16 protein-coding genes are annotated in these 24,732 nt (G+C 48.2%); 7 read left to right on the top strand and 9 right to left on the bottom strand.

Annotated features, from left to right (window positions below; genetic code table 11):
- The first annotated feature begins 77 nt into the window (after positions 1-77).
- Entirely contained in the window at positions 78-578 is a 501-nt protein-coding gene (locus HQN60_RS08110; protein ID WP_173533174.1) for an HPP family protein, read from the top strand.
- A gap of 106 nt (positions 579-684) precedes the next feature.
- Here the strand turns inward: HQN60_RS08110 and HQN60_RS08105 are convergent, their stop codons facing one another.
- Positions 685-3,405 carry a glycosyl hydrolase family 18 protein gene (locus HQN60_RS08105; RefSeq protein WP_308419394.1) on the bottom strand — a complete coding sequence of 907 codons (2,721 nt, stop codon included), beginning with the start codon at positions 3,403-3,405 and terminating at the stop codon, positions 685-687.
- Between the two features lie 355 nt (positions 3,406-3,760).
- Here HQN60_RS08105 and HQN60_RS08100 point away from each other — a divergent pair, with 355 nt between their 5' ends.
- The gene (locus tag HQN60_RS08100) at positions 3,761-6,565 is read left to right on the top strand and encodes a valine--tRNA ligase (RefSeq protein WP_173533173.1); all 2,805 of its coding nucleotides are present in this window, start codon (positions 3,761-3,763) and stop codon (positions 6,563-6,565) included.
- Positions 6,566-6,636: 71 nt separating this feature from the next.
- Here HQN60_RS08100 and HQN60_RS08095 read toward each other — a convergent pair whose 3' ends face one another.
- Positions 6,637-7,065, bottom strand: coding sequence for a hypothetical protein (locus HQN60_RS08095; protein ID WP_173533172.1), 429 nt, complete (start codon positions 7,063-7,065; stop codon positions 6,637-6,639).
- Between the two features lie 115 nt (positions 7,066-7,180).
- Here HQN60_RS08095 and HQN60_RS08090 point away from each other — a divergent pair, with 115 nt between their 5' ends.
- The 4 genes from HQN60_RS08090 to HQN60_RS08075 all read left to right on the top strand — a co-directional run bounded on the left by HQN60_RS08090 (position 7,181) and on the right by HQN60_RS08075 (position 9,666).
- Positions 7,181-7,645 (top strand): NanQ anomerase/TabA/YiaL family protein, encoded by a 465-nt coding sequence (locus tag HQN60_RS08090; protein WP_173533171.1) that lies wholly within the window; start codon positions 7,181-7,183, stop codon positions 7,643-7,645.
- 19 nt (positions 7,646-7,664) lie between these two features.
- Positions 7,665-8,258, top strand: coding sequence for a LemA family protein (locus tag HQN60_RS08085; RefSeq protein WP_173533170.1), 594 nt, complete (start codon positions 7,665-7,667; stop codon positions 8,256-8,258).
- Positions 8,259-8,356: 98 nt separating this feature from the next.
- Entirely contained in the window at positions 8,357-9,163 is an 807-nt protein-coding gene (locus HQN60_RS08080; RefSeq protein ID WP_217390069.1) for a TPM domain-containing protein, read from the top strand.
- On the top strand, positions 9,163-9,666 hold the full coding sequence (locus tag HQN60_RS08075; RefSeq protein ID WP_173533168.1) for a TPM domain-containing protein: 504 nt from the start codon (positions 9,163-9,165) through the stop codon (positions 9,664-9,666). Before HQN60_RS08080 ends, HQN60_RS08075 begins: the two co-directional genes overlap by 1 nt.
- 126 nt (positions 9,667-9,792) lie before the next feature.
- Here HQN60_RS08075 and HQN60_RS08070 read toward each other — a convergent pair whose 3' ends face one another.
- Genes HQN60_RS08070 through HQN60_RS08060 form a run of 3 tightly spaced genes read right to left on the bottom strand, consistent with a single transcriptional unit; the run spans position 9,793 to position 13,156 of the window.
- Entirely contained in the window at positions 9,793-11,751 is a 1,959-nt protein-coding gene (locus tag HQN60_RS08070) for an EAL domain-containing protein (RefSeq protein WP_173533167.1), read from the bottom strand.
- 29 nt (positions 11,752-11,780) lie between these two features.
- Complete coding sequence (locus tag HQN60_RS08065) at positions 11,781-12,488, bottom strand: transglutaminase-like cysteine peptidase (protein ID WP_217390067.1); 708 nt, start codon at positions 12,486-12,488, stop codon at positions 11,781-11,783.
- Between the two features lie 38 nt (positions 12,489-12,526).
- Positions 12,527-13,156, bottom strand: a complete 630-nt coding sequence (locus HQN60_RS08060) for a helix-turn-helix transcriptional regulator (RefSeq protein ID WP_173533166.1) — start codon at positions 13,154-13,156, stop codon at positions 12,527-12,529.
- 284 nt (positions 13,157-13,440) lie between these two features.
- Here HQN60_RS08060 and HQN60_RS08055 point away from each other — a divergent pair, with 284 nt between their 5' ends.
- A complete protein-coding gene (locus tag HQN60_RS08055; protein WP_173533165.1) occupies positions 13,441-18,855 on the top strand; it encodes a retention module-containing protein in 5,415 nt (1,804 codons plus the stop codon).
- A 94-nt stretch (positions 18,856-18,949) separates the two neighbouring features.
- Here the strand turns inward: HQN60_RS08055 and HQN60_RS08050 are convergent, their stop codons facing one another.
- The 4 genes from HQN60_RS08050 to HQN60_RS08035 all read right to left on the bottom strand — a co-directional run bounded on the left by HQN60_RS08050 (position 18,950) and on the right by HQN60_RS08035 (position 24,712).
- Positions 18,950-20,284, bottom strand: coding sequence for an HlyD family type I secretion periplasmic adaptor subunit (locus HQN60_RS08050; protein ID WP_173533164.1), 1,335 nt, complete (start codon positions 20,282-20,284; stop codon positions 18,950-18,952).
- Positions 20,271-22,445, bottom strand: coding sequence for a type I secretion system permease/ATPase (locus HQN60_RS08045; protein WP_173533163.1), 2,175 nt, complete (start codon positions 22,443-22,445; stop codon positions 20,271-20,273). The genes HQN60_RS08050 and HQN60_RS08045 overlap by 14 nt, the downstream gene beginning before the upstream one ends.
- A gap of 163 nt (positions 22,446-22,608) precedes the next feature.
- On the bottom strand, positions 22,609-23,919 hold the full coding sequence (locus tag HQN60_RS08040; protein WP_173533162.1) for a TolC family outer membrane protein: 1,311 nt from the start codon (positions 23,917-23,919) through the stop codon (positions 22,609-22,611).
- Positions 23,920-24,106: 187 nt separating this feature from the next.
- On the bottom strand, positions 24,107-24,712 hold the full coding sequence (locus tag HQN60_RS08035; RefSeq protein ID WP_173533161.1) for a lipid-binding SYLF domain-containing protein: 606 nt from the start codon (positions 24,710-24,712) through the stop codon (positions 24,107-24,109).
- Between the last annotated feature and the right edge of the window lie 20 nt (positions 24,713-24,732).

The following is a 24,732-nucleotide window of genomic DNA, read 5'->3' as shown; positions in this document are numbered from 1 at the left end:
GTACACCGATCTGTTGACTTAACTATACACCGATCAGTATCCTAGCTGATCATCTACCTGCAAATTGGAGTTCGATCATGGCTTTTAAATTTCGCCTTAACTCAAAAGCACCGCCAGTGCCATCCACTCAATTTGTATTGATCTCCATGCTAGGGGCTTTTTTAGCCATTGGAATCACCGCGTGGTTATCAAAAATTTCTGGATTTTCTTGGCTGATGGCCCCATTTGGTGCGAGCTGTGTTTTAGTTTTTGGATTACCTGATTCGCCGTTAGCTCAGCCACGCAGCGTGATCGGCGGCCATTTGATAACCACTCTTGTCGGCTTAACCATGCTGTATGCCGTAGGCGATTTTTGGTGGTCAGAAGCGTTGGCCGTTGGTTTGGCTTTAGCCCTCATGCAAATCACCCGAACAGTACATGCCCCAGCAGGAGCAAATCCATTATTGGTGATGGCAACTCATCCGGGATTTGGTTTTCTAATTACGCCGGTATTGCTTGGTGCGTTGAGCATTGTCGGGGTTGGATATTTAATCAACAAACTCAGGCAACGCGGTAGTTACCCTCGATATTGGCTGTAATTTAATTAGTGCTATTCGCACCAATAAAAAAGGGTATCTAACCCCAAGCGTTAAACATCAATACTCAGCGCCAGATACCCTTTACTTCAACAACTAAAAACCAGGATCAAAACTTCCCAATTGGTTTATTGGGTTGTTCTTGCTTGATGGCGAATGTTTTGCCTTTGAGCGTGATTTGCACATTGCTTGGGCCGGTAATCGGTAGGCGGTAGGTCACTTTTACATCTTTGGCCGCGCCAATGGCCAAGGCCGGTAGTGCCATTTCCACGGTGTGAAAATCGCCTTTTAAGCCGCCGATATTATTGCCGGTATGACCCGATGCCACTGCGGTGATTGCGCCGCCGCTTAAATTATCCGGTGCAGAAACTGGATATTGGAAGCGGATTTTGCCACCCGATGGAATCGCTACACCGGTGTTGTTGACGATATGCAGCGTTGGCGTGATCGGGAAATTATCGTCGCCCATGGGGAATTTATTCAATTCCACACTCACGTCGATCACTTCGGTCGGCGTAATGGCGCTCACCGGATTGGTAGTACTCGCGACGGTATTGCCATAAGGCGCTGCGCTACGGAATTTATCCGCCAACAAACGCGTTAGGCTTGAACCCGGTACGTACTGCCCTTTTCCGCCGTTCAGATTGGCTTGATTGGCATCCCAATCATAATCGCCGGCCAATTCCCAGTTCATCGCACCGCCAATGCCGTTTTTGATAATCCAGTCGGCCTTGGTTTGCATTGCGGCTTCATCTTCAGTCGAGATAAATACCTTGGTGGTATCGTTCCACAGCCAAGATGCCACGAGCGTTGGATCGTAATACCTTGTGTATTTACCGACGATATTGGCAGCAGACATATTGAACTGCGCGAGGTAATCACCGGCAATGCCTTTTTCGAGGTTTTTGGCATGCCACATTGGATTGGAGCCATCGGCTTGTTCTTTGCCGTTGGCATCGACGTCAAACCAAATATTGTCGATGCCATACGCGCCAATGCCGCACGGTGCAACCAAGCCCGGTGGGCAAGTTTGCGTGGTGGCATCGCCCCACAAACCGCCTGCACCGCCGCCCTTCACATCACGCCAGCCACGGGTGTAATACGGCACCCCCATATTGATGCGCCCTGCTGGCATCATGCCGCGATAAAAATGGTAGGCCCAATCGGTATTCAGATAGCCAAGACCTTTGTATTGCGGGTCGTTATAGATGTTGTAAAACACCAATTCGCCGTCTTTACCATCGTCATACAAGGCGGCATTCGGGCCAACGTAGGGGCTCCAAGTGCCGTGTAAGTCGTAACTCATTACGTTTAAAAAATCGAGGTATTTGGCCGCTTGGAAGGTTTCCATGCCGCGTAATAAATAGCCCGAAGCCGGTACGGCGGCGGTGAGTTGATAGTATTTATTATCTGCAACAGAGGCGGCATTGAGTTTTTCACGCAATACACGCATCAATTCGCGGTAGCTGGCTTGTAGGCCTTTTAGGCGCGGCGTAGAAGCCGTCCAATCGAGTGGATTGCCCGCGTCTTTGAGTGAGGTTGGATATTCATAATCAAGGTCGGCGCCGTCAAATTGGTATTGACGGAGGAACGCCACCACTGAATCGGCAAAGGTATTAATCCCTGCAGTATTGATTGAGCCATCAGCGTTGGTCGTCATCGAATAAAAGCCACCAGACGACACACGTTTGCCATCTGCGCCAAAGTAGCCGCCAGTTTCTGCCCAACCGCCAATCGACACCAACACGCGCATATTGGGATATTGATTTTTGTATTTGGCGAGCAAATTGAAATGCCCTTTAAACGCCAAGCTCGGGTCCATCTCTGCGCCTACAACCCCCGGCCATGTCATATCGGTGGATTCATTGCCTGCCACTTCGGCATTGACCGAAATTTTATTGCTGCTATCGATATGTGCGAAGGCGTAATTAATATGCGTTAGATTTTTCCACGGAATATCACTGGCCAAATAGCGTTGCTTGCCGTCTTTGCCGGTGCGCCAATTGGTGAAATAGCCGATATTGCGGCGTTGCAAACCATTGGCAAGTTGCTCACGGCCAGCGGTGTCGTACACCAAGCAGTACGGCACATTGGCCACCGCAGACACTGCCATGCCTTCAGGGCGACAAGCATCGTTATTCCCAACTGGCGGCGTTGGTGTGCTACTTGGTGTCGCGGTTGGTGTGGCGGTTGGCGTTGCACTTGGGGTGGCTGTCGGCGTGGTGCTTGGCGTGGCTGTTGGGCTGGTCGTCGGTGTGGCGCTTGGCGTCACTGTCGGTGTAATCGTCGGTGTGGCTGTGGGTGACGATGTTGGCGCTACCCCACAAGCGCCTAAATCTTTCCACGGGCCCCATTGATCGCTGGCCGATGGTGTATTACCTTGTGTCCACCATTTGGCCTCAAAATTTCGGCCGTTATAACTCACTCGCTGACCGCCGTTATAGGTACTGGCGCTATTCCAAACCGCCAAACAATTCCCCACTGGTGCAGCGCTGGTGGGCGTCGGCGTCGTGATGGGTGCAGTAGTTGGCGTAGTCGTTGCGACCGGGGTTGGCGTGGCGCTAGGCGTTGGCGTGCTCGTTGGTGCCGCAGTACTGCTCGCGCTCACGGCCTCCCATAGAGTTGGCGTTGCTGCTGGGTTCCAGCCTGCGCCGACATACGCAGTATGCGTTGAGCGGGCGGTATAGGTCTTACCGGCATAAGTGACTTGCGTTCCAGCGGTATACGTCGTTCCTTCGGCCCATTCAGCAGCAAAAACCCCACTACTAAGCAACAAACCCAGCGCGACCACCGACAGGCGTAAACGCCAACCTTGGTGTTGATTCATCATCTCTCTCATCCTCGTTTTTATATTTTGCTTGAGTTCTGTTTTCGTTGGGGTTGCCATGCAAATCGCTTCAGCGCTGCGGGCAAACAAACGTCAACAGACCCACTAGGGTTATCCCTAGTGTCATCGAGAATAGTCCGCTTCATCGCTAACGACAAAACCACAAAGCACAAATTGGTATTGATACAACAAGCAAGTCAATACAACTTTGTTGGGAAATATGGATGCAGCTTGCTCATTCGCCGCGCAGATTTGCAGTGGTAAAAAAAATATTGCCGCTGCGTTTTTTTTGCGGCATTCCCCATTCGCGCCAAGCAAGCTTTATAATCTACGGTTTCGCTTTAACTGAGCACGCACCATGGAACTCGCCAAGAGCTTCGAGCCACAGAATATTGAATCGCATTGGTACCCGTTTTGGGAAAGCCAAGGCTACTTCCAACCGAGCATGGACCTTGCTCGCGAGGCATTTTGTATCCAATTGCCACCGCCCAACGTCACTGGCACGCTGCATATGGGCCACGCGTTTAATCAGACCATCATGGATGGCCTCACGCGTTACCACCGCATGCGCGGGGACAATACGTTGTGGCTGCCCGGCACCGATCACGCCGGTATCGCCACGCAAATCGTTGTCGAACGCCAGCTCGATGCCCAAGGCATTAGCCGCCACGAACTCGGCCGCCCGGCTTTCCTCGAGAAAGTATGGGAATGGAAAAAAGAATCTGGCGACACCATCACTAGCCAAATGCGCCGCATGGGCTCGTCCGTTGATTGGAGCCGCGAATACTTTACGATGGACGACAAAATGTCGACCGCCGTCGTTGAAGCCTTTGTGCGCCTGTTTGAAGAAGGCTTGATTTACCGCGGTAAACGCCTATCAAACTGGGACGCTAAACTTGGCACCGCCGTTTCTGATTTGGAAGTGATTTCCGAAGAAGAAAACGGCCATATGTGGCATATCAAATATCCGGTTGTTGGTTCTGACGAATTCATCACTGTCGCCACCACTCGTCCAGAAACCCTCTTGGGTGACGTGGCAGTGGCGATTGCGCCGGACGACGAGCGCTTCTTGCATCTGGTTGGCAAAATGGTTGAGCTACCGCTCACTGGCCGCCAAATCCCCGTCATTGCCGACGAATACGTTGATAAAGCTTTCGGTACTGGTTTTGTCAAAATCACCCCAGCGCATGACTTTAACGACTACCAAGTCGGTAAACGTCACAACACGCAACTGATCAATGTGATGAGCTTGCAAGCGACGATTTTGGCCAAAGCACAAGTATTTAGCTTTGAAGGCGCCAGCCTTGGCAGCGTTGAATTGCCAGCGGCGTATGCTGGCATGACCACTGCTGAAGCGCGTAAAGCGATGCTCGCTGATTTGGATGCACAAGGTCTGTTACTCGACACTAAACCGCACAAATTGATGGTGCCGCGTGGTGATCGTACTGGCACGGTGATCGAGCCATTGCTAACCGACCAATGGTTTATGGCGATGAGCAAGCCTGCCGCTGATGGCACCAGCATTACCGAAAAAGCCCTTGAAGCAGTTCACAGCGGCGAAGTGCAGTTCGTACCGAATGACTGGGTGAATACCTACAATTCATGGCTTAACAACATCCAAGACTGGTGTATTTCTCGCCAATTGTGGTGGGGTCATCAAATCCCAGCTTGGTACGACGAAGACGGCCAAGTGTATGTGGCACGTACGGAAGATGAGGCGATTGCCAAAGCGGGCGGCAAGTCTGTAACGCGTGATAACGACGTTTTGGATACGTGGTTTAGCTCGGCACTGGTGCCATTCTCTAGCCACGGTTGGCCGAATGAAACACCTGATTTGAAAGCATTCTTGCCTTCATCGGTGCTAGTGACTGGCTACGACATTATTTTCTTCTGGGTGGCCCGGATGATTATGATGACCAAGCATTTCACCGGCAAAGTGCCGTTCAAACACGTGTATATCCACGGTTTGGTGCGCGATGCGGAAGGACAGAAAATGTCCAAATCCGAAGGCAACGTGCTCGACCCAGTGGATTTGATCGACGGTATTGCGCTAGAGCCCTTGCTAGAAAAGCGCACCACCGGATTACGTCGCCCAGAGAACGCGCCGAAAGTCGCCGCTAAAACCGCCAAAGAATTCCCAGAAGGCATTCCAGCGTATGGTGTAGATGCACTGCGCTTCACGTTTGCGTCATTGGCGTCACTCGGCCGCTCGATCAATTTTGACCAGAAGCGTTGCGATGGTTATCGCAATTTCTGCAACAAAATCTGGAACGCAACGCGCTTTGTGATGATGAATGTCGTCGACAAAGATTGCGGTCTCGAAGACGGCGCAGAGTTGGAATACAGCTTTGCCGATGAGTGGATTATTTCTCGCCTGCAAGAGACAGAAACCACCATCACCACCGCGCTCGATACCTTCCGTTTCGATTTGGCGGCGCAAGCGATCTACGAATTCACGTGGAATGAATATTGCGATTGGTATATCGAGCTCGCCAAAGTGCAAACCCAGCACGGTACCGAGCCACAACAACGTGCGGCGCGCCGTACTTTGATTCGCGTGTTAGAGACCATCCTGCGCTTGATTCACCCGATCATGCCGTTTATTTCGGAAGAAATCTGGCAAACCGTGGCACCACTGGCGGGCAAGAAAGACACCGAGTCATTGATGATGGCGGCGTGGCCAGTTGCGGATGCATCGAAGATCAAACCGGAAGCGGTAGCGGCGATTACTGAGCTCAAAGCCATTGCCTTTGCCGCGCGGAATTTACGCGGCGAAATGGGCTTGAGCCCTGCGCTAAAAGTACCGATGTTTGTTGAAGGCGGACCCGAGCTGCAAAAATACGCTAAGTATTTGCTGCCACTGGTGAAATTGTCGGAAGTGAACATCGTTGCGAAGTTACCTGAAGGCGATGCACCCGTTGCCGTAGCAGGCACCACGCGCTTGATGCTCAAAGTCGAAATCGATAAAGCCGCCGAAACTGCGCGCTTGAATAAAGAAATCGGCAAAACCAGCGATGCGCTAGAAAAACTCGTCGCCAAGCTAGAAAAGCCCGGCTACACCGAGAAAGCGCCAGCGCATTTGGTGGAAAAAGATAAAGCGCAAGTGATCGAGCTACACGACAAATTGCACAGCTTGAATGTGCAAGTGGATAAATTGAAATAAACCATCCATCGCAAAGCAAAGGCCACTCGCAAGAGTGGCCTTTTTTAATTCATCGCCAATGTCAGCACAGATTATCGGCAGCGCAAGGTTTCAGAGCGACCTTCACGTACATCGATTTTTTTCAAATCACCACGGCAAAAATATTCGATCGTCGCGGTTTTTTTACGACCATCCGCCGGGTCACCACACCACTGATTACCCGCTTTAAATTCATACACAGTGCGCCCATTGGCTGAGCGAGCAAGACGTTGGGTAAAATCACAACGATAACGCGATGCACCATAAGTTGCGCGTGAAATGCGAATTTCACGATTCCAATTGCCATTGTTCCCATGACCACCGCCATTCATCATGCGAACCGCTTCACGAAAACCATCGCGAAAACCATCTTGATACTGCGAATTTTTGCCACGTAGCATTTGTTCTGGCATGCGTGGCTCACCCGCAATCACGGTACTCGACAGCAAAACCAAGGCACAACATAGTTTGAGTTTCATCATTGACCCTTCAATTGAAGGTCAAGATCATCAAGTTTGGGTAATAAGATGGCAAGCGACATAATTACGATGCTGTAATATTACAAACACGCTTATTTCAAAATAGAACTCAATCACCATGCTACTTGGCCATTTAAATCATTCCAACGGCGCCTTACCGGCCATCATCGAAACCGCACTCAATTATTTACGCCATACCGACTTTAGCACCATGGCGGCAGGCCGCTATCCGCTCGATGGCGAGCGCATGATTGCCATTGTGCAAACACCAATGACCCAACCTTGGGAAACGGGCATGCCCGAGTTTCATCAACGCTATATTGATATTCAATACTTGGTTGCTGGTGAAGAAGTAATTGGCTATTTACCACCCAATCCAGCGCTCAGCTTGAGTGTCGATCAATTGGCCGAGCGCGATATTGCTTTTGTTCCCCCACAAGACAATGAATCACGGCTGGTGTTAAGTGCTGGCATGTATGCCATCTTTTTTCCTGGCGAATTGCATAAACCGTGTCGTGCGCTCAACACTCCGGTAAGCATTAAGAAAGTTGTTATTAAAATTGATATAAACTGTCTCAATTAAACTTTTTTAGGAGCACGGCATGAAACGATTATTCATTAGCGGTATTTTGGCTTTGTCACTCACTGGTTGTGGCTATAACGCATTGCAAGCCCAAGATGAAACAGTGGCAGCGGCTTGGTCCGAAGTGCTCAATCAATATCAGCGCCGTGCCGACTTAGTCCCTAATTTAGTCAATGTCGTCAAAGGCTATGCCGCGCATGAAGAAAAAGTATTGCTCGGTGTCACCGAGGCGCGCGCCAAAGTCGGCAGCATCCAAATCACCCCAGAACTCGCCAATGACCCTGCCGCACTCAAGCGTTTTCAAGAAGCGCAAGCCGGTATGGGCTCGGCATTATCACGCTTGATGGCGATTTCAGAAAAATATCCCGATCTAAAAGCCAATGAAAACTTCCGCGATTTATCGGCCCAACTTGAAGGCACCGAAAATCGAATTACCGTCGCGCGTAATCGCTACATTCAAGATGTAAAAGCCTTTAATACCACTGCGCGAACCTTCCCCACTAATCTGACAGCCAAGATTTTTGGCATCGAAGTGAAGCCCAACTTTAGCGTTGAAAACGAAAAAGCGATTTCCAATGCGCCAACGGTGGACTTTAGTGGCGAGAAAAAATAATGCAGCGCCGCTGCCAATTATTGTTTTGCATACTAGGTATATTGCTATGCCCTTTTTTATTTGCTGCCAGCATAGCAATACCCCAGCTTAATGCCCGTGTGACCGATTTAACGCAGACGCTCAATGCCCAGCAAACTGCGACTTTAGATCAGCAGTTAGCCAGTTTAGAGCAGCGCAAAGGTAGCCAATTGGCAGTGCTGATTGTGCCTAGTACCGGCGACGACAGCATTGAGCAATTTGCGATTAAAGTCGTCGATCAATGGCAATTGGGCCGCAAAGGCGTGGATGATGGCGTGCTGCTGTTGGTCGCCAAAGACGATAAAAAAGTGCGTATCGAAGTCGGTCGAGGTCTTGAAGGCGCATTACCCGATGTGGTGAGTAGCCGGATTATTCGTGAATTTATTTTGCCCGCTTTCCGGCAAGGCGATTTTGTCGGTGGTATCGATGCTGGCGTCGCCAAAATTAGCGCTGTAATTGACGGCGAAGCACTGCCGCCAGCAGCAGCGACGGCACCGGCGGCGGCCGCGCCTTTCAAAATCCTCGGTTTAGAGCCGCTTACATTGGCGGGGATTTTATTTGCTGGCTTTATTTTGAGCCAAATCGGCGGTCGCTGGTTGGGGCGTGGCGGTGTAGCGGCAGTGAGTGGCTTTGCCGCCATCAGCACCGGCACACCAATCGCGCTGGCTTTGCTACTTGGCCTAGGGATGGCGCTGACACTGAGTATTGTTACGAGTCGTTTATTTGTCGAACTCATCGGCCTAGTTTTAAGCCATCAAAGTGGACGCGGCGGCAGTTTTAATCATCGCGGTGGCGGCTATGGTGGTGGAGGCGGATTTGGCGGCGGCGGCGGTTTCAGCGGCGGTGGTGGTGGATTTGGAGGCGGTGGCGCCTCGGGAGGATGGTAATGCAAAAATTCAAACGCCTCTGGCTGCACTTAAAACCCAATCAGGCGGTGCAATATTTTAATGCTGCGAACCAAGCGGCACTAAGCCAAGTCATTACCAGCGCCGAGCAAGGGCATCGGGGTGAGATTCGATTAATCATCGAAGCGCGCTTACCGATGGCTTTAATTTGGCAAAACACCACCGCGCGTGAGCGAGCGCTAAGCTGGTTTTCTGATCTACGCGTTTGGGACACCGAGGGCAATACCGGCATCGTGTTGTATTTGTTACTGGCTGAGCGCCAATTGGAATTAGTGGCTGATCGTGGCATTGCCAACAAAGTACCGCCAGCGCAGTGGCAAGCCATTTGCCAGCAATTAGAGCGCGATCTGGCCGCCAATCAGGTGCTGCCCGGTTTAAGCCAAACGCTCAAGCAATTGGGCGACTTATTAGCGCAGCACTTTCCTTTGCCAATCGATAGCGAGAATCCTAACGAACTGAGCAATGAGCCAGTGATTGTGATTTAAACCCAAGCCCTCACCCTACCGGGCTGAGGGCGGTCAACGGCGATGGCTCCATCATTGCCATTGATCTATTTCATCGGGTATATCAACAAACTGCTTATTAAATATTATCTAGGCACTGATACCCTATCAGTTAACCTCCCACCTCATGATTTCTTCGACGGCAAAGCCTTGGATACCATCGATTCGTATCGCCGCTAACGTTGCCTGCTCGGCTGCCGTTTCAACTGATTTGGCAATCACCAAAAAATCCAAACCATGGGCAATTTTAATCATCGCGTCCATATAAAATTGGTGATCGCGGTTGTGATCAATTTGCTGACTAAACGCGCCATCCACTTTGAGATAGTTTACTTTTAGCCGGCTTAAATACGCCAATGAACTCAGGCCACGGCCGACATTATCTAAGCCTACTTGCACCTGCAACGGCGCCATTTTGGCGATAAAATCAGCCACATCGGCCAATTGATTCATTACTTCATGCTCTGCCAATTCAAAACTCAGCCGCTGCGCCAAATGCGGTGCGGCGTTCAATCGATCGTCAAGCCAAGCCATAAATTCAGGATCGGCGATAGAAATACCAAATAAATTAATCGCCAACCGAGTTTGTGGCGGTGCCGCGGCCAGTTGCGTTAAACAGCGATCAATGACTAAACGATCAAACTGCGGCAATAAACCATGCCGCTTGGCCATCGGTATAAATAAAGCGGCAGGGATCAACTTACCATCGGCATCACGAATTCGCGCAAATACCTCATGGTGCAAACTCTGTCCATCGAGCGCTTTAACCCGCTGAGTATCGAGCTCGATATTTTGCTGGCTTAACGCCGTTTGCAACAAATCACGCCATTGCGTGGCACTACGCGTTGCCAAGGAATTTTTATCATGACCGTCATCCAGATAAAAAGTATTGTTCCCCGCGGCTTGGGCGGTACGTAGCGCCAAATCAACTTCAGACAGCCATTCACTACCGGTTTGCGAGTGATACATCACCACGCCAATATGGCCAATTTGCGCATACGGCGTCATGCCCTGTTCGTTGAGCGTACTCAGTTGCTGCATCAAATCCGTCGCAATCTGCGCCACTTGCTCTGATTCAGCATCGGCAATCAAACAAGCAAATGTATTGCCACTCATGCGCGCAATAAATGAGTCTTCAGCGTTATTGGCTAAATGGGTTTTTAAAATGTTGGCCACGGCAATCAATAATGCATCAACCGTCTGAAAGCCTTGCTGCTCGTTAAGTGCATTTAAGTGGCTCACCTCTAAAAACAATAAAGCACGATAAGCCAAGGCTTCGTCAGCAGCTAAAATTTGCTGAAAATGCAAATCAAAATAACGCCGATTGGGTAAACCCGTTAGCCGATCAAGATAGGCATCTTGCCGTAATCGATCAATGCTGGCCATTTGCTCGACAAACATTTCTTTGAGCTTTTGTGTCATTTGATTCATGGCTTGCACTACTCGGCGTAAATCTAAAGTCCACGGTAATTGGCTTGGCGCTGGATATTCCCGATTACAAATCGCCATGGCTTGCATTTCAACCGCGCGTAATGGACGTAAAACCACGTGTAACAGGCTAATCGCGACGAGTAATGTAATTATAAATGCCGCCAAAAACCAATAAAAAGCATTCACACTACTGCCCCACAATGAGGCATAGGCAATCCCCGGATTAGCTGCAATCCGAATTGAGCCAGCTTGCTGCCAGCCATGACTCAGAAGTGATTCTCCGCTTGGCGTTTCAATTGGAAATAATCGCACAAACCAATCGGGCACCTGATTAACATGCAAAGGTGCAATTCTTTCTAAAATCACAATGCCATTGACATCGACAATTTGAATTTTGCGGTAATAGCCACTATCAAACACCGCATCGAGCATACTTTGTACGATAACCCGCTGCTGTGGATCTAAAACCAACGGTGATAATTGCATTCCCAATGAGGTTGCGGTGTCTTGTGCAATCGTGCTTAATTCTTCCGCTAAAAAAGCGCGTGAACTTTGTATGCTTAAATAAATACTGCCACAAAATAAAACACTAAATAATAATACAATCATTAGAATCAACTGTTTTAACAGTGTCATCACGTTCTCCTTAAAACTGTAAAATCATTTTAATCATCCAGTTCGTGACCACGACGCGACATTAATTGCGACCAGAAACCAATATTATTTTTTCTCGCCTTGGCGTTGCCACTACTCCGATCTTTAGCTAACCACAAGCCTTGACCATTAAAGCTATAAATTGGCGTCAAATCCGGACGTAAAGCGGCCTGGCGAATTTCAGGAATTAAATTATCTAAAACTAATGGGATTTCTGCTGGTGTGGGATAATAGGTTAAAACCATATGCGCTAAATTACTTGGCCCAAAACCACTGGCTTGCACATAGGTAATTCTTAGTTTATTTTCTGCCACCCCCAAAGCCAACAAAGAAAAATACTTCGCAATCGCAAAGTCTTCACAATCTCCTCGCCCTTTAGCTAACATTTCTATCGGTGTTGCCCAATAATCTTCTACCCCCCAATTCTGGGCATCACTCACAAACATAATTTGTTGATTAAAAAAATCATTCACTAATTTTATTTTTTTTAAATCATCCGTTTTTTTGTCACTCGCCAATAATTCTTGCCAAGCTTCTAGCCTTTGCTTACTTGCTGCACCATATTTTTTATCGACTTTATCTAACATTTGTGGGCTTAATCGATACGAATCACCGCCTTGGCTATCTGACAATAAAATGATTTGCGGCAATAGCAAAGCCACAACAAGCAAGCATTGCCGCCAAGTAAAATATCGAAATGATTTATTGAATTGCCACACACAAAACACCTATTAGATTCATACCTACGGACCACCCATTAAAACTGACGATTCATAAATAAAGCTAAATGTACTCGGTCAGAAATATTTAATTTTGAAAATATCGTACTTAAATGTGTTTTTACTGTGCGATCTGAAATATTTAATTCACGAGCAATTAATTTATTTGACTGGCCTTGCGCCACTAAATTGGCAATTTTTCGTTCTTGAGGAGTGAGTTGCTTTAAATTTTTATTCGTATCGTGCACAGAATGTGAAGCGGTGTAATGCTGCAGACCTTTTAGTAAAAATGGCAGTGCGGCAGTTGAAACCCAAATCCCATCGCGCGAAGTTACATCCACAATCACCTGTAAGCGTGCCAGCGGCAAATCAGGCGTGCAGCAAGCCTTCACACCGATAGCCAACCATGCAAGCTCAGCATCGACTGATAGTTCACTAAATGCCAACAACAAACTCGTCGCTTTAGCCAGATGCATCAACTGCAAAGGTTCAGGCATCGTCAAAAAAATTCGCATATCCAAAACACAAGAACGTGGTGGATTTAGTATTAAAGCTGCCAATGGCGTCATCTCGGTGCACTGAGTTAGCGGCCCTTTGTCAGCCAAAACCTGCGCCCAAAGCGCATGAAATTCCGCATGTTTAGAAATGACACAATGTGTCTCAGACATGATTCATCCAGCTTAGTATTGGCAAGAGTACGGGTTTAACCCTAGTACCTGAGGACGATTCGATCACGACAACAAGGCCATAGAATCAAGATCATGTGTAAGCGGTGACGCAAAAACTCGTTTGCATCGTTAAGTAGCATCAAAGCGGCGGTCGCTTTTTGTCATCGAAATTAAGCACTGCGTAGCATTGATCGACTTTAAGCCTCTTCAATAGTTTAGGTCTAAGCCTTGTGAAATACCAATGAAAGCAACTAGACCGCATTACCTATAGCGAGAATCTCATCATGGCCAAGCAAGCAAATATCTCGACTCAGACCATTGCCAGCAAAGGCACCGTGACGCAGGTGATCGGCGATGTCAAAGTGCTCACCGCCGCCGGACAAACCCATACACTGCAAGTTGGTGATAAGGTCAATATCGGAGATACCATTCAAACGGGAGCTACTGGTGCAGTCGCACTGATGATTGATGGAGCCAACGCAATTAGTCTTGGGCATTCAGATTCATTAAGCATTACCAGCGAATTACTCGCTAGCTTGTATCAGCCCGCAATCAACGCAGCCAATGATGCTGCCAAAATTCAAGCCTTAATCGAGCAAGGCGCTGATCCTACTCAAGTCGCAGCAGCCACTGCTGCCGGCGGCGCAGGGGGTGAAAATGCAGGGCATAGCTTTGTGGTTATTGAAGGGCCGAACTCTCGCGTGACGATTCCAACTGGATTTCCTACTGAGGGCATTCTGCTTGATGGAAAAAATACTTATGTTGACCCCATTATTGGCAATCGAGCTCCGCAGGCGCGAGATGATACGAGCCAAAGCCTTAATGGTTCAAATGCGGCTGATGATGGATTAACTGTTCCAGAAGACAGCGTTTTACAAATTCCAAGCAGCCGCCTATTGCAAAATGACATCGACCCCGATGGCGATACGCTGACGATTATTAGCGTGCAAAATGCCGTGAATGGCACGGTGGCATTAGTTAATGGCAATGTAGTGTTTACGCCCAACCCTAATTACAACGGGCCCGCTAGCTTTACTTATACCGTGAGCGATGGCCGCGGCGGTACTGCTACAGCCACAGTGAATATCGGCGTTACCCCCGTCAATGACGCACCAAAAGCCAATAACGACAATAGCACCGGCGCAGCGGATGACGCTTTAACCACACCAGAAGATAAGCCACTCACCATTAACCCTGCGTTACTACTCGCCAATGACAGCGACCCCGATGGCGATACACTAACGATTATTAGCGTGCAAAATGCCGTGAATGGCACAGTAGCATTAGTTAATGGCAATGTAGTGTTTACGCCCAACCCTAATTACAACGGGCCCGCCAGCTTTACCTATACCGTGAGTGATGGCCGCGGCGGTACTGCTACAGCCACAGTGAATATCGGCGTTACCCCCGTCAATGACGCACCAAAAGCCAATAACGACAATAGCACCGGTGCTGCCGATGATGCTTTAACCACGCCAGAGGATAAACCACTCACCATTAACCCTGCGTTACTGCTCGCCAATGACAGCGACCCCGATGGCGATACGCTGACGATTATTAGCGTGCAAAATGCCGTGAATGGCACGGTGGCACTAGTTAATGGCAATGTAGTGTTTACGCCCAACCCTAATTACAACGGGCCCGCCAGCTTTACCTATACCGTGAGCGATGGCCGCGGCGGTACTGCTACAGCCACAGTGAATATCGGCGTTACCCCCGTCAACGACGCACCAAAAGCCAATAACGACAATAGCACCGGTGCTGCCGATGATGCTTTAACCACGCCGGAAGATAAGCCACTCACCATTAACCCTGCGTTACTGCTCGCCAATGACAGCGACCCCGATGGCGATACACTAACGATTATTAGCGTGCAAAATGCCGTGAATGGCACAGTAGCATTAGTTAATGGCAATGTAGTGTTTACGCCCAACCCTAATTACAACGGGCCCGCCAGCTTTACCTATACCGTGAGTGATGGCCGCGGCGGTACAGCTACAGCCACAGTGAATATCGGAGTCACCCCCGTCAATGACCCACCAAAAGCCAATAACGACAATAGCACCGGCGCAGCGGATGACGCTTTAACCACGCCGGAAGATAAGCCACTCACCATTAACCCTGCGTTACTACTCGCCAATGACAGCGACCCCGATGGCGATACACTGACAATTATTAGCGTGCAAAATGCCGTGAATGGCACAGTGGCATTAGTTAATGGCAATGTAGTGTTTACGCCCAACCCTAATTACAACGGGCCCGCCAGCTTTACCTATACCGTGAGTGATGGCCGCGGCGGTACTGCTACCGCGACGGTGAATATCGGCGTTACGCCAGTAAATGATCCACCCATTGCGGAAAATGATCGCCATACCGGACTTGAGGGCGACCCACTCAGCACACATGAAGATGAAGCGCTGTCGATTAATCCGGCCATTTTATTAGCCAACGATCATGATCTTGACGGCGATACATTAAGTCTGGTGAGCGTACAAAATGCCAGTCATGGCGCAGTCAGCATCATCAATGGCCAAGTTGTATTTACACCTGCAGCCGACTTTAATGGTATTGCCAGCTTCTCCTATACCATCAGCGATGGTCATGGAGGCACTTCTACTGCGACAGTGACGATTAACGTGATCCCAGAAAACGATGATCCTTTGCCCAATAACGACAACAGTACCGGCGCAGCGGATGACGCTTTAACCACGCCAGAAGATAAGCCACTCACCATTAACCCTGCGCTACTACTCGCCAATGACAGCGATATCGATGGCGACACACTAACGATTCTTAGCGTGCAAAACGCCATCAACGGCAGCGTAGCGTTGATTAATGGCAATGTGATCTTCACCCCGAACCCCAATTACAATGGCCCTGCCAGTTTTACTTACACCGTGAGTGATGGCTTCGGCGGCACAGCTACGGCAACCGTAAATATCGGCGTGACACCCGTCAATGACGCACCAAAAGCCAATAATGACAATAGCACCGGGGCCGCTGGTGATGCTTTAACCACGCCAGAGGATAAGCCGCTCACCATTAACCCTGCGTTACTACTCGCTAATGACAGCGACCCCGATGGCGATACGCTGACGATTATTAGCGTACAAAACGCCATGCATGGCACGGTGGCGATTGTGGATGGCAAAGTCGTCTTTACACCCGCAGCGGATTATCATGGCCCAGCCAGCTTTACCTATACCGTGAGCGATGGCCACGGCGGCACAGCCACCGCGACGGTGAATATCGGCGTTACACCGGTCAACGACGCACCAAAAGCCAACAACGACAATAGCACCGGTGCCACTGGTGATGCTTTAACCACGCCAGAGGATAAGCCACTTACCATTAACCCTGCGTTACTACTCGCCAATGACAGCGACCCCGATGGCGATACGCTGACGATTATTAGCGTACAAAACGCCGAGCATGGCACGGTAGCGATTGTGGATGGCAAAGTCGTCTTTACACCCGCAGCGGATTATCATGGCCCAGCCAGCTTTACCTATACCGTGAGTGATGGCCACGGCGGCACCGCCACCGCGACGGTGAATATCGGCGTGACACCAGTAAATGATCCACCCATTGCAGAAAATGATCGCCATACCGGACTTGAGGGCGACCCACTCAGCACACATGAAGATGAAGCGCTGTCGATTAATCCGGCCATTTTATTAGCCAACGATCATGATCTTGACGGCGATACATTAAGTCTGGTGAGCGTACAAAATGCCAGTCATGGCGCAGTCAGCATCATCAATGGCCAAGTTATATTTACACCTGCAGCCGACTTTAATGGTATTGCCAGCTTCTCCTATACCATCAGCGATGGTCATGGTGGCACTTCTACTGCGACAGTGACGATTAACGTGATCCCAGAAAACGATGATCCTTTGCCCAATAACGACAACAGTACCGGCGCAGCGGATGACGCTTTAACCACACCAGAAGATAAGCCACTCACCATTAACCCTGCGCTACTACTCGCCAATGACAGCGATATCGATGGAGACATACTCACCATCACCAGCGTGCAAAACGCCGAGCACGGCACAGTGGCGATGGTGGATGGAAAAATCGTCTTTACGCCAGCAGCCGATTATCATGGTCCAGCCAGTTTTACCTATACGGTGAGCGATGGCTTTGGTGGCACAGCGACCGCGACGGTGAATATTGGCGTAACACCAGTCAATGATGCTCCTGTCATTTTCGATACACACAACTGGATGTCGAGCAATCCTACTCAAGCGCCAGCGGCATCCGCACCTTATTACGCGTTGTTAGTTGACATACCTAGCGATGTTGACTCAACTGACAATTTAACTGTCACCGCTGCTAACGTCCCCACTGGCGTTTATTACTTTAATGGCAGTACATCGATTGCCGTCAGTGCAGGCATGACGCTCTACGACGCAGCAAGCAATATTAACTTGCTCGACAATTTGTTCTACAAACCAACCGCGCCAATCAACGATATTCAAAATTTAGCATTAACACTCAATGTTTCAGATGATGGCGGCATACATCAATGGACCCAATCGGTGTTTATGCATGAAGTCTTTCAAACCGCCACCCCGGGTCCACAGGGGGCAATTTCCTCTGGCAAAGCGCCTTTAACCTCAGGACACAATGCCGAAGCCAGCAGCGTGCTCTCAGCCGGCTTTGTCAAATCAATTAATGCAGACCCTGGTGCTGGACAGCTGATTCTTAAAACTAATTTCCAAAGCTGGAATCACAAAGTCAGTAATCCAGTGGTAGATGGCGGATTCCAAATTAATTCGGGTGATCGAAATGGCAATGCTTTAGAAGCACAGGTTAATATTTATATTTTTGTTGATGGCATCAAATTCCAAGCTGTCAGCACTGCCGATGCTAATCCCAACACTTGGACTTATGATGGGACACCGCCTAGTGGCAGCGGTTTAATGAAAACCACCATTGATTTTGATGCTGTGGTTAACACCAGCAATCCAAGTCAATCTCTTGCGAGTTATTTACAAGGTCACCCCTCTTCGATTGGTGAGACTTGGACGATTCAATACGATGACACTCAAGGCGGGAACGAACAGGCGCGCTATGTTTCATTTGAATATCAAGTATTCGATCCTGGTAATCCTGCCATTGCCGTCAATGGCAGCGAGCTCGCGGATCAAATTTATGGCACATCCGGGAATGAAAACATACTCTATGGCAATGGCGGTGATGATGAGATTTTCGGGCAAGCGGGCAATGACAACTTAAATGGTGGCGCAGGGAATGACACGCTCACTGGCGGTCGCGGTAACGACATACTCAACGGCGGCGTAGGGCATGATATTTTGAATGGCGGGAATGGCTCAGACCTATTTGTGCTCGGCAATTTAGCCGCGAACTCAGATACGATCCAAGATTTCAAAGTAGCAGCACCTGATAACAACAACACCAGCAATAGTGGCGACATCCTCGACATTACCGATTTACTTAGTGGGGCAAGTGCTGCAGCAGGCGTTTTTGTCGCTGGCAATGCCGTCGCAGCAGGCGCATTCCTGCAATTTGAATCTGATGGCCTAGGCAATACTAAGGTCTGGTTTGACGCCGATGGCAGTGGCGTTGGCAACCCTGCGGTACAAGTTGCTACACTCATGGGCGTTGCTGTCGACCCAAGTACTTTACTCAATACCTTACTCAATAACGGTGAAATACAAACCCATCACTAAACACAGGCATGACATGCTGATATGAATATACCCAGCAATGCTGGGTATATTCATGTAACCATTAAAATACCAAGTCCAGATAACAATACCCAATCTATCGCTCACGTAAAGCTTCGTCTCTCGCCTTCACTATCGGCTTCATTAAATACTGCATGACCGTTTTTTTACCGGTGCGGATATGGACGGTAGACAGCATGCCGGGAATAATCGCTAAAGCATGCTGACCTTGGCCAAGATGATTGCTGCGCGTGCGTACTCGAATTAAATAAAAACTCTCTTTTTTAGCCTCATCAACCACCGAATCAGCAGTAATGGTTTCTACATCAGCATCTAAACCACCATAAATGGCAAAGTCATATGCGGTGAGTTTCACGGTGGCATCTTGCCCTGGTCGCAGAAAGCCAATATCTGAAGGACGAATTTTGGCCTCAACCAAAAGATTATCTTCTAATGGCACGATCTCCATCACATCCATACCGGGCTGCAACACGCCGCCGACGGTATTCACTTTAATTAATTTAACGATGCCATCTAATGGTGCTCGAATCGTGGTTCGCTCAAAGCGATCATTCAGTGCAACAGTAGTGGCTGCGGTACTCCCAAATTCAGCTTTGACCAAAGACAATTCATTACCGGCGTCGGCAATGGCTTTGGCGCGCACGCCGGCTATCTTGCCATTGGTTTCACTCAAGCTACTTTGCAAACGAGGAATGGATAATTTGGCCTCATTAATTTCTCCTTTTAAATCGCTAATTTGCCGTTGCAAGTGCATAAAATCGATTTGAGAAATTACATTTTTTTCAGCCAATGGCTTACTCATTTCATATTCAGCATTGGCTAACTTCAAACCCGCTTCTAACTTAGCGACTTTTGCCCGCATGGCTTCAACTTCATGTGCACGCTGAGCAGCCTCACTTTGCAAAATCGCCACCGACGATTCAAGTTCGCGCCGTCTTGCGGCAAACAGTTGCTGCTCTGCGGCAATCACTTGTGGATTTTTTTTTAATAAATCGGCAGGCGGCTCAAAGGCCGTACCATTGGCCTCTGCGGTCAATCGCGCCATTTTGGCTTCGAGGGCATCGTGCTTGACCGTGCTTTCTTCTAAAGAGGATGAAAAACGCTTCTCATCCAACTTCATCAAAACCTGCCCTTTGCGGACAATTTCGCCGACTTTAACTGGAATCGACGCGACAATTCCGCCTTCTAAATTCTGAATGATTTGGATCTGGCTTGACGGAATCACCTTGCCTTCAGCCACCGTGACTTGATCGATTTCGGCAAAAATGGCCCATATAATCAGCAGTAATAGCAATGCCGAACAGACATAAAGCAAAATATTAGCGTGTCGAGTCGACTCACCATAGATAGCGGCGGCACCATCATCTAAAAAATGCAGGTCATCCCGTTTGATCGGCTTATTTTTCGGCATGAAGTTTACCCCCTGCCAACATGGCGAGTACATCAGCCTTAGGCCCATCGGCAATTAAACGACCACTGTCGAGCACCATTAATCGATCGACCAAGCTGAGCATCGACATCCGATGCGTAATCAATAACAAGGTGTGATTTTTGTCTAAACGATGCGCAAAACGCTGTTTAAATTGCTCTTCACTACGGTTATCTAATGCACTCGAGACTTCATCAAAAACATAAATAGCAGGATTAAGTAATAAGGCACGGGCAATGCCAATCGTTTGTCGTTGCCCGCCAGAGAGGCCAATGCCTCGCTCTCCGACCGGCATATCAAAGCCTTTAGGATGCCGACTCACAAATTCAGTCACCCCTGCAATATTGGCCGCATCGAGCATCATTGCATCATCAATATACGGCGCAGCTAACACAATATTGTCTTTTACCGATCCATGGAACAAAAACACATTTTCCGGAACGTAAGCAATATTATGCCTAAGCTGCGCGGGATCAATTTGGCGTACATCTACGCCATCAACCCAAACCGCACCGCGCGTAGGCTCATGAAAACCAAGAATCATTTTTTCTATGGTACTTTTGCCCGAACCGATTCGACCAATAATGCCAACTCGCTCTCCGGCAGAGATATGAAATGAAATATTATCCAGCGCCAATACATCTTCACCGGGATAAGAAAAGCTCACATTTCTAAATTCAATATCGCCACGAAAATCAGGCCGATGCACAAAATCTTGCCCCTTCGGGCGCTCAATATCTAATTGCATCACCTGCTCCATGCCATTTAAGCCCGCACGCGCCTGATGATAACGACTGATTAAACTCGCCACTTGCGCAAATGGACTTAAAGCACGCCCTAATAATAAATTACATGCAATCAAGCCACCGACGGTTAATTCATGAGCCCCAATTAAATATACTCCCGCGATCACCATTGCTACTGTGGCGATTTGTTGAATAAAACTCGCTTGAATCATGATCAATGAAGAAAATCCGCGAGAACGAACCGCCAAATGACCAAATTCACCAATAATTTTTTCCCAGCGGGTTTGCGCAATACTTTCGGCATTACAGGATTTAATACTTTCAATTCCAGCTAATGTTTCAATTAAACTGGCTTGTTTTTGTGCTGCAACGCGAAAACTTTGTTGAATAATTTCACCCAACGGACGCTGCAATATCAAACTTAAACCCACAATTAATGGAATACATACAATAGGAATCAATACTAGCCAGCCACCGAGCCAGAAAATAACCAATAAAAATAAAATCACAAATGGAATATCAACAATCACCGTAATCGTTGCTGAAGTAATAAAATCCCGAAAGCCTTCAAACTCTTGAAAATGACTCACCATCGTGCCTAATGAATTAGGGCGTGACGTGGTTTTCAAACTCAAAACATGCTCAAAAATTTGCGCAGATAACATCACATCAATTCGTTTTCCGGCTAAATCAATATAATAAGCACGTAAAACTTTAATAATAAAATCAAAAACCAATAATAAAATAACGCCAATCGCCAGTACCCATAAAGTGTCATAAATTTGATTGGGAACCACGCGGTCATACACATTCATCGTAAACAGCGGCAAAATTAAAGCGAATAAATTAATCAAACCCGCGGCCAGTAAGACATGGCTATACAGTGGATAGCAAAGTCGCAAACTACTCCAAAACCAATGCTCGGCACGTGGAATGTGTTTTTTTTGAGTACGACTATCAAATTGAAAACTCGGTTTTACAAAAATGACAAAACCGCAATACAACGCTTCAAGCTGCTCTGCCTCAATCCATTGCTCACCACCAGAAGACTCAGCCTCTAAAATTTTCCAGCGCGTGTCCTCGCGTTCAATGGCAACGCATGCGCCGCCATCTTTCAATAAAATCACAACGGGCAAAGCTAGCTCAGGAATATCACTGAGTGCTCTACGTTGTAAACGCGCGTTCAAACCCGCGCGTGACGCCGCGCGTGCAAACAAAACAGCACTTAAGCGATTGCCTTGCAATGGCAATCCACTGGTTAGCGTTTGCGCAGAAAAGGGTCGGTGATAAAAACGAGTTAGTTGAATTAAGCAGGTGGTGAGCGGATCGTTAGGGATAAAAGCGGTATGTGGAATCGCTGACTCATGAGTGGTAAATTCTGCAGAATTGGTATCCACGGCACACGTCCATTAGATAGAGCCATTCAGAAAATAAAGGGTCAACTGTGCTTCGATTGGCGTTAGCACCAAGATGATTGAGCATTGCGTAAAATATTGAGCGTCTTAAGTTTAAGCAAATGACGCTCAATATTTTATAGGCCAACAAAACACAGATCTACGCCTACTCGGGCAATAAAGTGCCATCCAATGGCGTAACACCCAACGTTTTTAGTAATTGATTCCCATCGGCGAGCAATCTAAATCGAGCCCGTAATTCATCAAATTGCCCGATCACCAAATCACGACTAGCAGTGAAATATTCATTTTCGCCATCGAGTAAATCCAGCAAAGAGCGCTGTCCCAAAGAGAACTGCTTACTGTATTCATCTCGTGCTAATTTGCTCGACTCTGCATATTTTGTCAGTTCAGGAATTCGCTCTTTGGCGATCTGCATTGAGTTCCACGATAAACTTGCATTTTGTCGTACCTGACGCTCAACCCGCCGCGCTAACTCTTGTGCGGCATAAGTGAGTTCAGTTGTCTCAGCGACTCGTTGTTGATCAGCACCACTTTTAAAGGCATAACGCATTCTAACCATGCCATAAACTCGGCTAGCACCTTCAAAAGAAAGCCCATCTAATGAATTACTATAAGTCGCCCCAGCCTCTAAATTAACGCGGGGATACATTTGCGACTTAGCAATTCCCAATTGAGCCCGAGCACCATCAACGTCTGATTTGGCAGCTTGTAATAAACGATTGCCAGCCACCGCCCAATCCCCAACTAAATCGGGATGATTAGGCAAGTCTTGTGGTGCTTCAGGGCGAACTAAATCTTGTGGTGCTTCGCCAACAAAACGAACATAGGCAATCTTGGCTTCATTCAGACTAGACTGCGCTGCGGCCACATTGGCTTTTGCCAAGGCGACCCGCGCATTGATTTGCTCATCGTCTGACTTTCGACCAAATCCACCTGCGGTGCGTAATTTAACTTGCTCGGACGTACTTTCATGCGTGGCTAAATTAGCTTGCGTTAAAGCCAATAAAGCTTGGGCTTGCAAAACATCCAAATAAGATTCGGTAGTTTTTAATGCAATATCCTCTGAAGTACTCGCTAAGCGATTCGCTGCGCCAAACTGACGTGCCCGCTGACGAGCGACTTCACTGGCGGTGCCTTGTGCATCAAATAGCATTTGCGTCAGCAAAGCCTCTGCATCACGCCGAGTAAAACTCGTTCCTCTGTCATTAAAGGCCACGCGAGTGGCCAGGTTTTTATCGTATTCTCGCCCTATCCCTGCAGACAAATCCACTTGCGGATAATAAGCTGATTTTGCTTGTTCAACGGCGTAATTACTGGCTTTACGGTTGGCCGAATCGATCAAAATATCAGGACTGGTTTGTAGTAAGCTTTCAACCACTTGTGGTAATGGTGCGGCATAAACTATTGATGCAAAACTCGTCATTACCGCCATAAACACTTTTGATTTATTCATGCTTTAACTCCTCACTAACAACTCCCTGTCAGCAGCATCTGATTTAATTCTTTCAAGTCTATTCTTTTGTGGGTACTTAAGACCAAGCGCATTTCGAGAACAAGATTTCTAGGATGGTCGGTAATTTATTGGCGAAGTAAGGTAGGCAAAGTTAGATGACGCGACAGCCCTCGTCTCTATTCATTCTTTACTTCGAATTTAATGCCGCGTCTTGATAGTATTTAGAGCCAACCACCGTGGCTTCTGCGGTTAATCCAGCTTCGGTGAATTGATAAAAATACACCCCTTTACCTAAATGTCTGGCGCCAGAAATCGCTTTGCCGCTCTCGTCGGCTTTCGCAGCTAATGTCGCTTCAGCAGAGCCAGTCCAACCTTTATTGATAAATTGTTGGAATGCTTTCGCGGTCGAAAAAACAAATACTTGTCGTGTTTCTTTAATCCCGAAACCAAGGCCTGCTTTAGCCAATACCATTTTCATATAAACTATTTTTTTGCCTGAAACGGCCATCCCATCACCAGCACCTGCGCCAAGCAGGACCAGCTGTACCCCACCAGTTTGGAACACGGCATAGCCTGCGGCTTTGGCAATTTGCGCTTGAGCATCGGGATATAATTTGTAGACTTCGTTGAGTGTGGCTTGGGTGTGTTTTTGAATGGCGGCACGCTGCTGTGCGGGTGTGAGTTGAACTTGGCCCGCAGCAGGCTCGCCTTGTGGGCCAGGCATCGTTTGGGCCAACAACACACTACTTGCTAGCATCAAGCCGCTGACGAATATGAGCTGCTTCATCCGCATGATCAAAACTCCTAATGTAA

It is taken from the genome of Deefgea piscis (assembly GCF_013284055.1).
Classification (GTDB): domain Bacteria; phylum Pseudomonadota; class Gammaproteobacteria; order Burkholderiales; family Chitinibacteraceae; genus Deefgea; species Deefgea piscis.
Note: the sequence above shows the minus strand (reverse complement) of the source record. Positions and strands in the feature narration are given on the sequence as shown.

Coding starts and splice junctions, on each gene's coding strand:
- HQN60_RS08110 (WP_173533174.1), top strand. CDS start 78: ATGGCTTTTAAATTTCGCCTTAACTCAAAAGCACCGCCAGTGCCATCC.
- HQN60_RS08105 (WP_308419394.1), bottom strand. CDS start 3,405: ATGATGAATCAACACCAAGGTTGGCGTTTACGCCTGTCGGTGGTCGCG.
- HQN60_RS08100 (WP_173533173.1), top strand. CDS start 3,761: ATGGAACTCGCCAAGAGCTTCGAGCCACAGAATATTGAATCGCATTGG.
- HQN60_RS08095 (WP_173533172.1), bottom strand. CDS start 7,065: ATGATGAAACTCAAACTATGTTGTGCCTTGGTTTTGCTGTCGAGTACC.
- HQN60_RS08090 (WP_173533171.1), top strand. CDS start 7,181: ATGCTACTTGGCCATTTAAATCATTCCAACGGCGCCTTACCGGCCATC.
- HQN60_RS08085 (WP_173533170.1), top strand. CDS start 7,665: ATGAAACGATTATTCATTAGCGGTATTTTGGCTTTGTCACTCACTGGT.
- HQN60_RS08075 (WP_173533168.1), top strand. CDS start 9,163: ATGCAAAAATTCAAACGCCTCTGGCTGCACTTAAAACCCAATCAGGCG.
- HQN60_RS08070 (WP_173533167.1), bottom strand. CDS start 11,751: ATGACACTGTTAAAACAGTTGATTCTAATGATTGTATTATTATTTAGT.
- HQN60_RS08060 (WP_173533166.1), bottom strand. CDS start 13,156: ATGTCTGAGACACATTGTGTCATTTCTAAACATGCGGAATTTCATGCG.
- HQN60_RS08055 (WP_173533165.1), top strand. CDS start 13,441: ATGGCCAAGCAAGCAAATATCTCGACTCAGACCATTGCCAGCAAAGGC.
- HQN60_RS08050 (WP_173533164.1), bottom strand. CDS start 20,284: ATGCCGAAAAATAAGCCGATCAAACGGGATGACCTGCATTTTTTAGAT.
- HQN60_RS08040 (WP_173533162.1), bottom strand. CDS start 23,919: ATGAATAAATCAAAAGTGTTTATGGCGGTAATGACGAGTTTTGCATCA.
- HQN60_RS08035 (WP_173533161.1), bottom strand. CDS start 24,712: ATGCGGATGAAGCAGCTCATATTCGTCAGCGGCTTGATGCTAGCAAGT.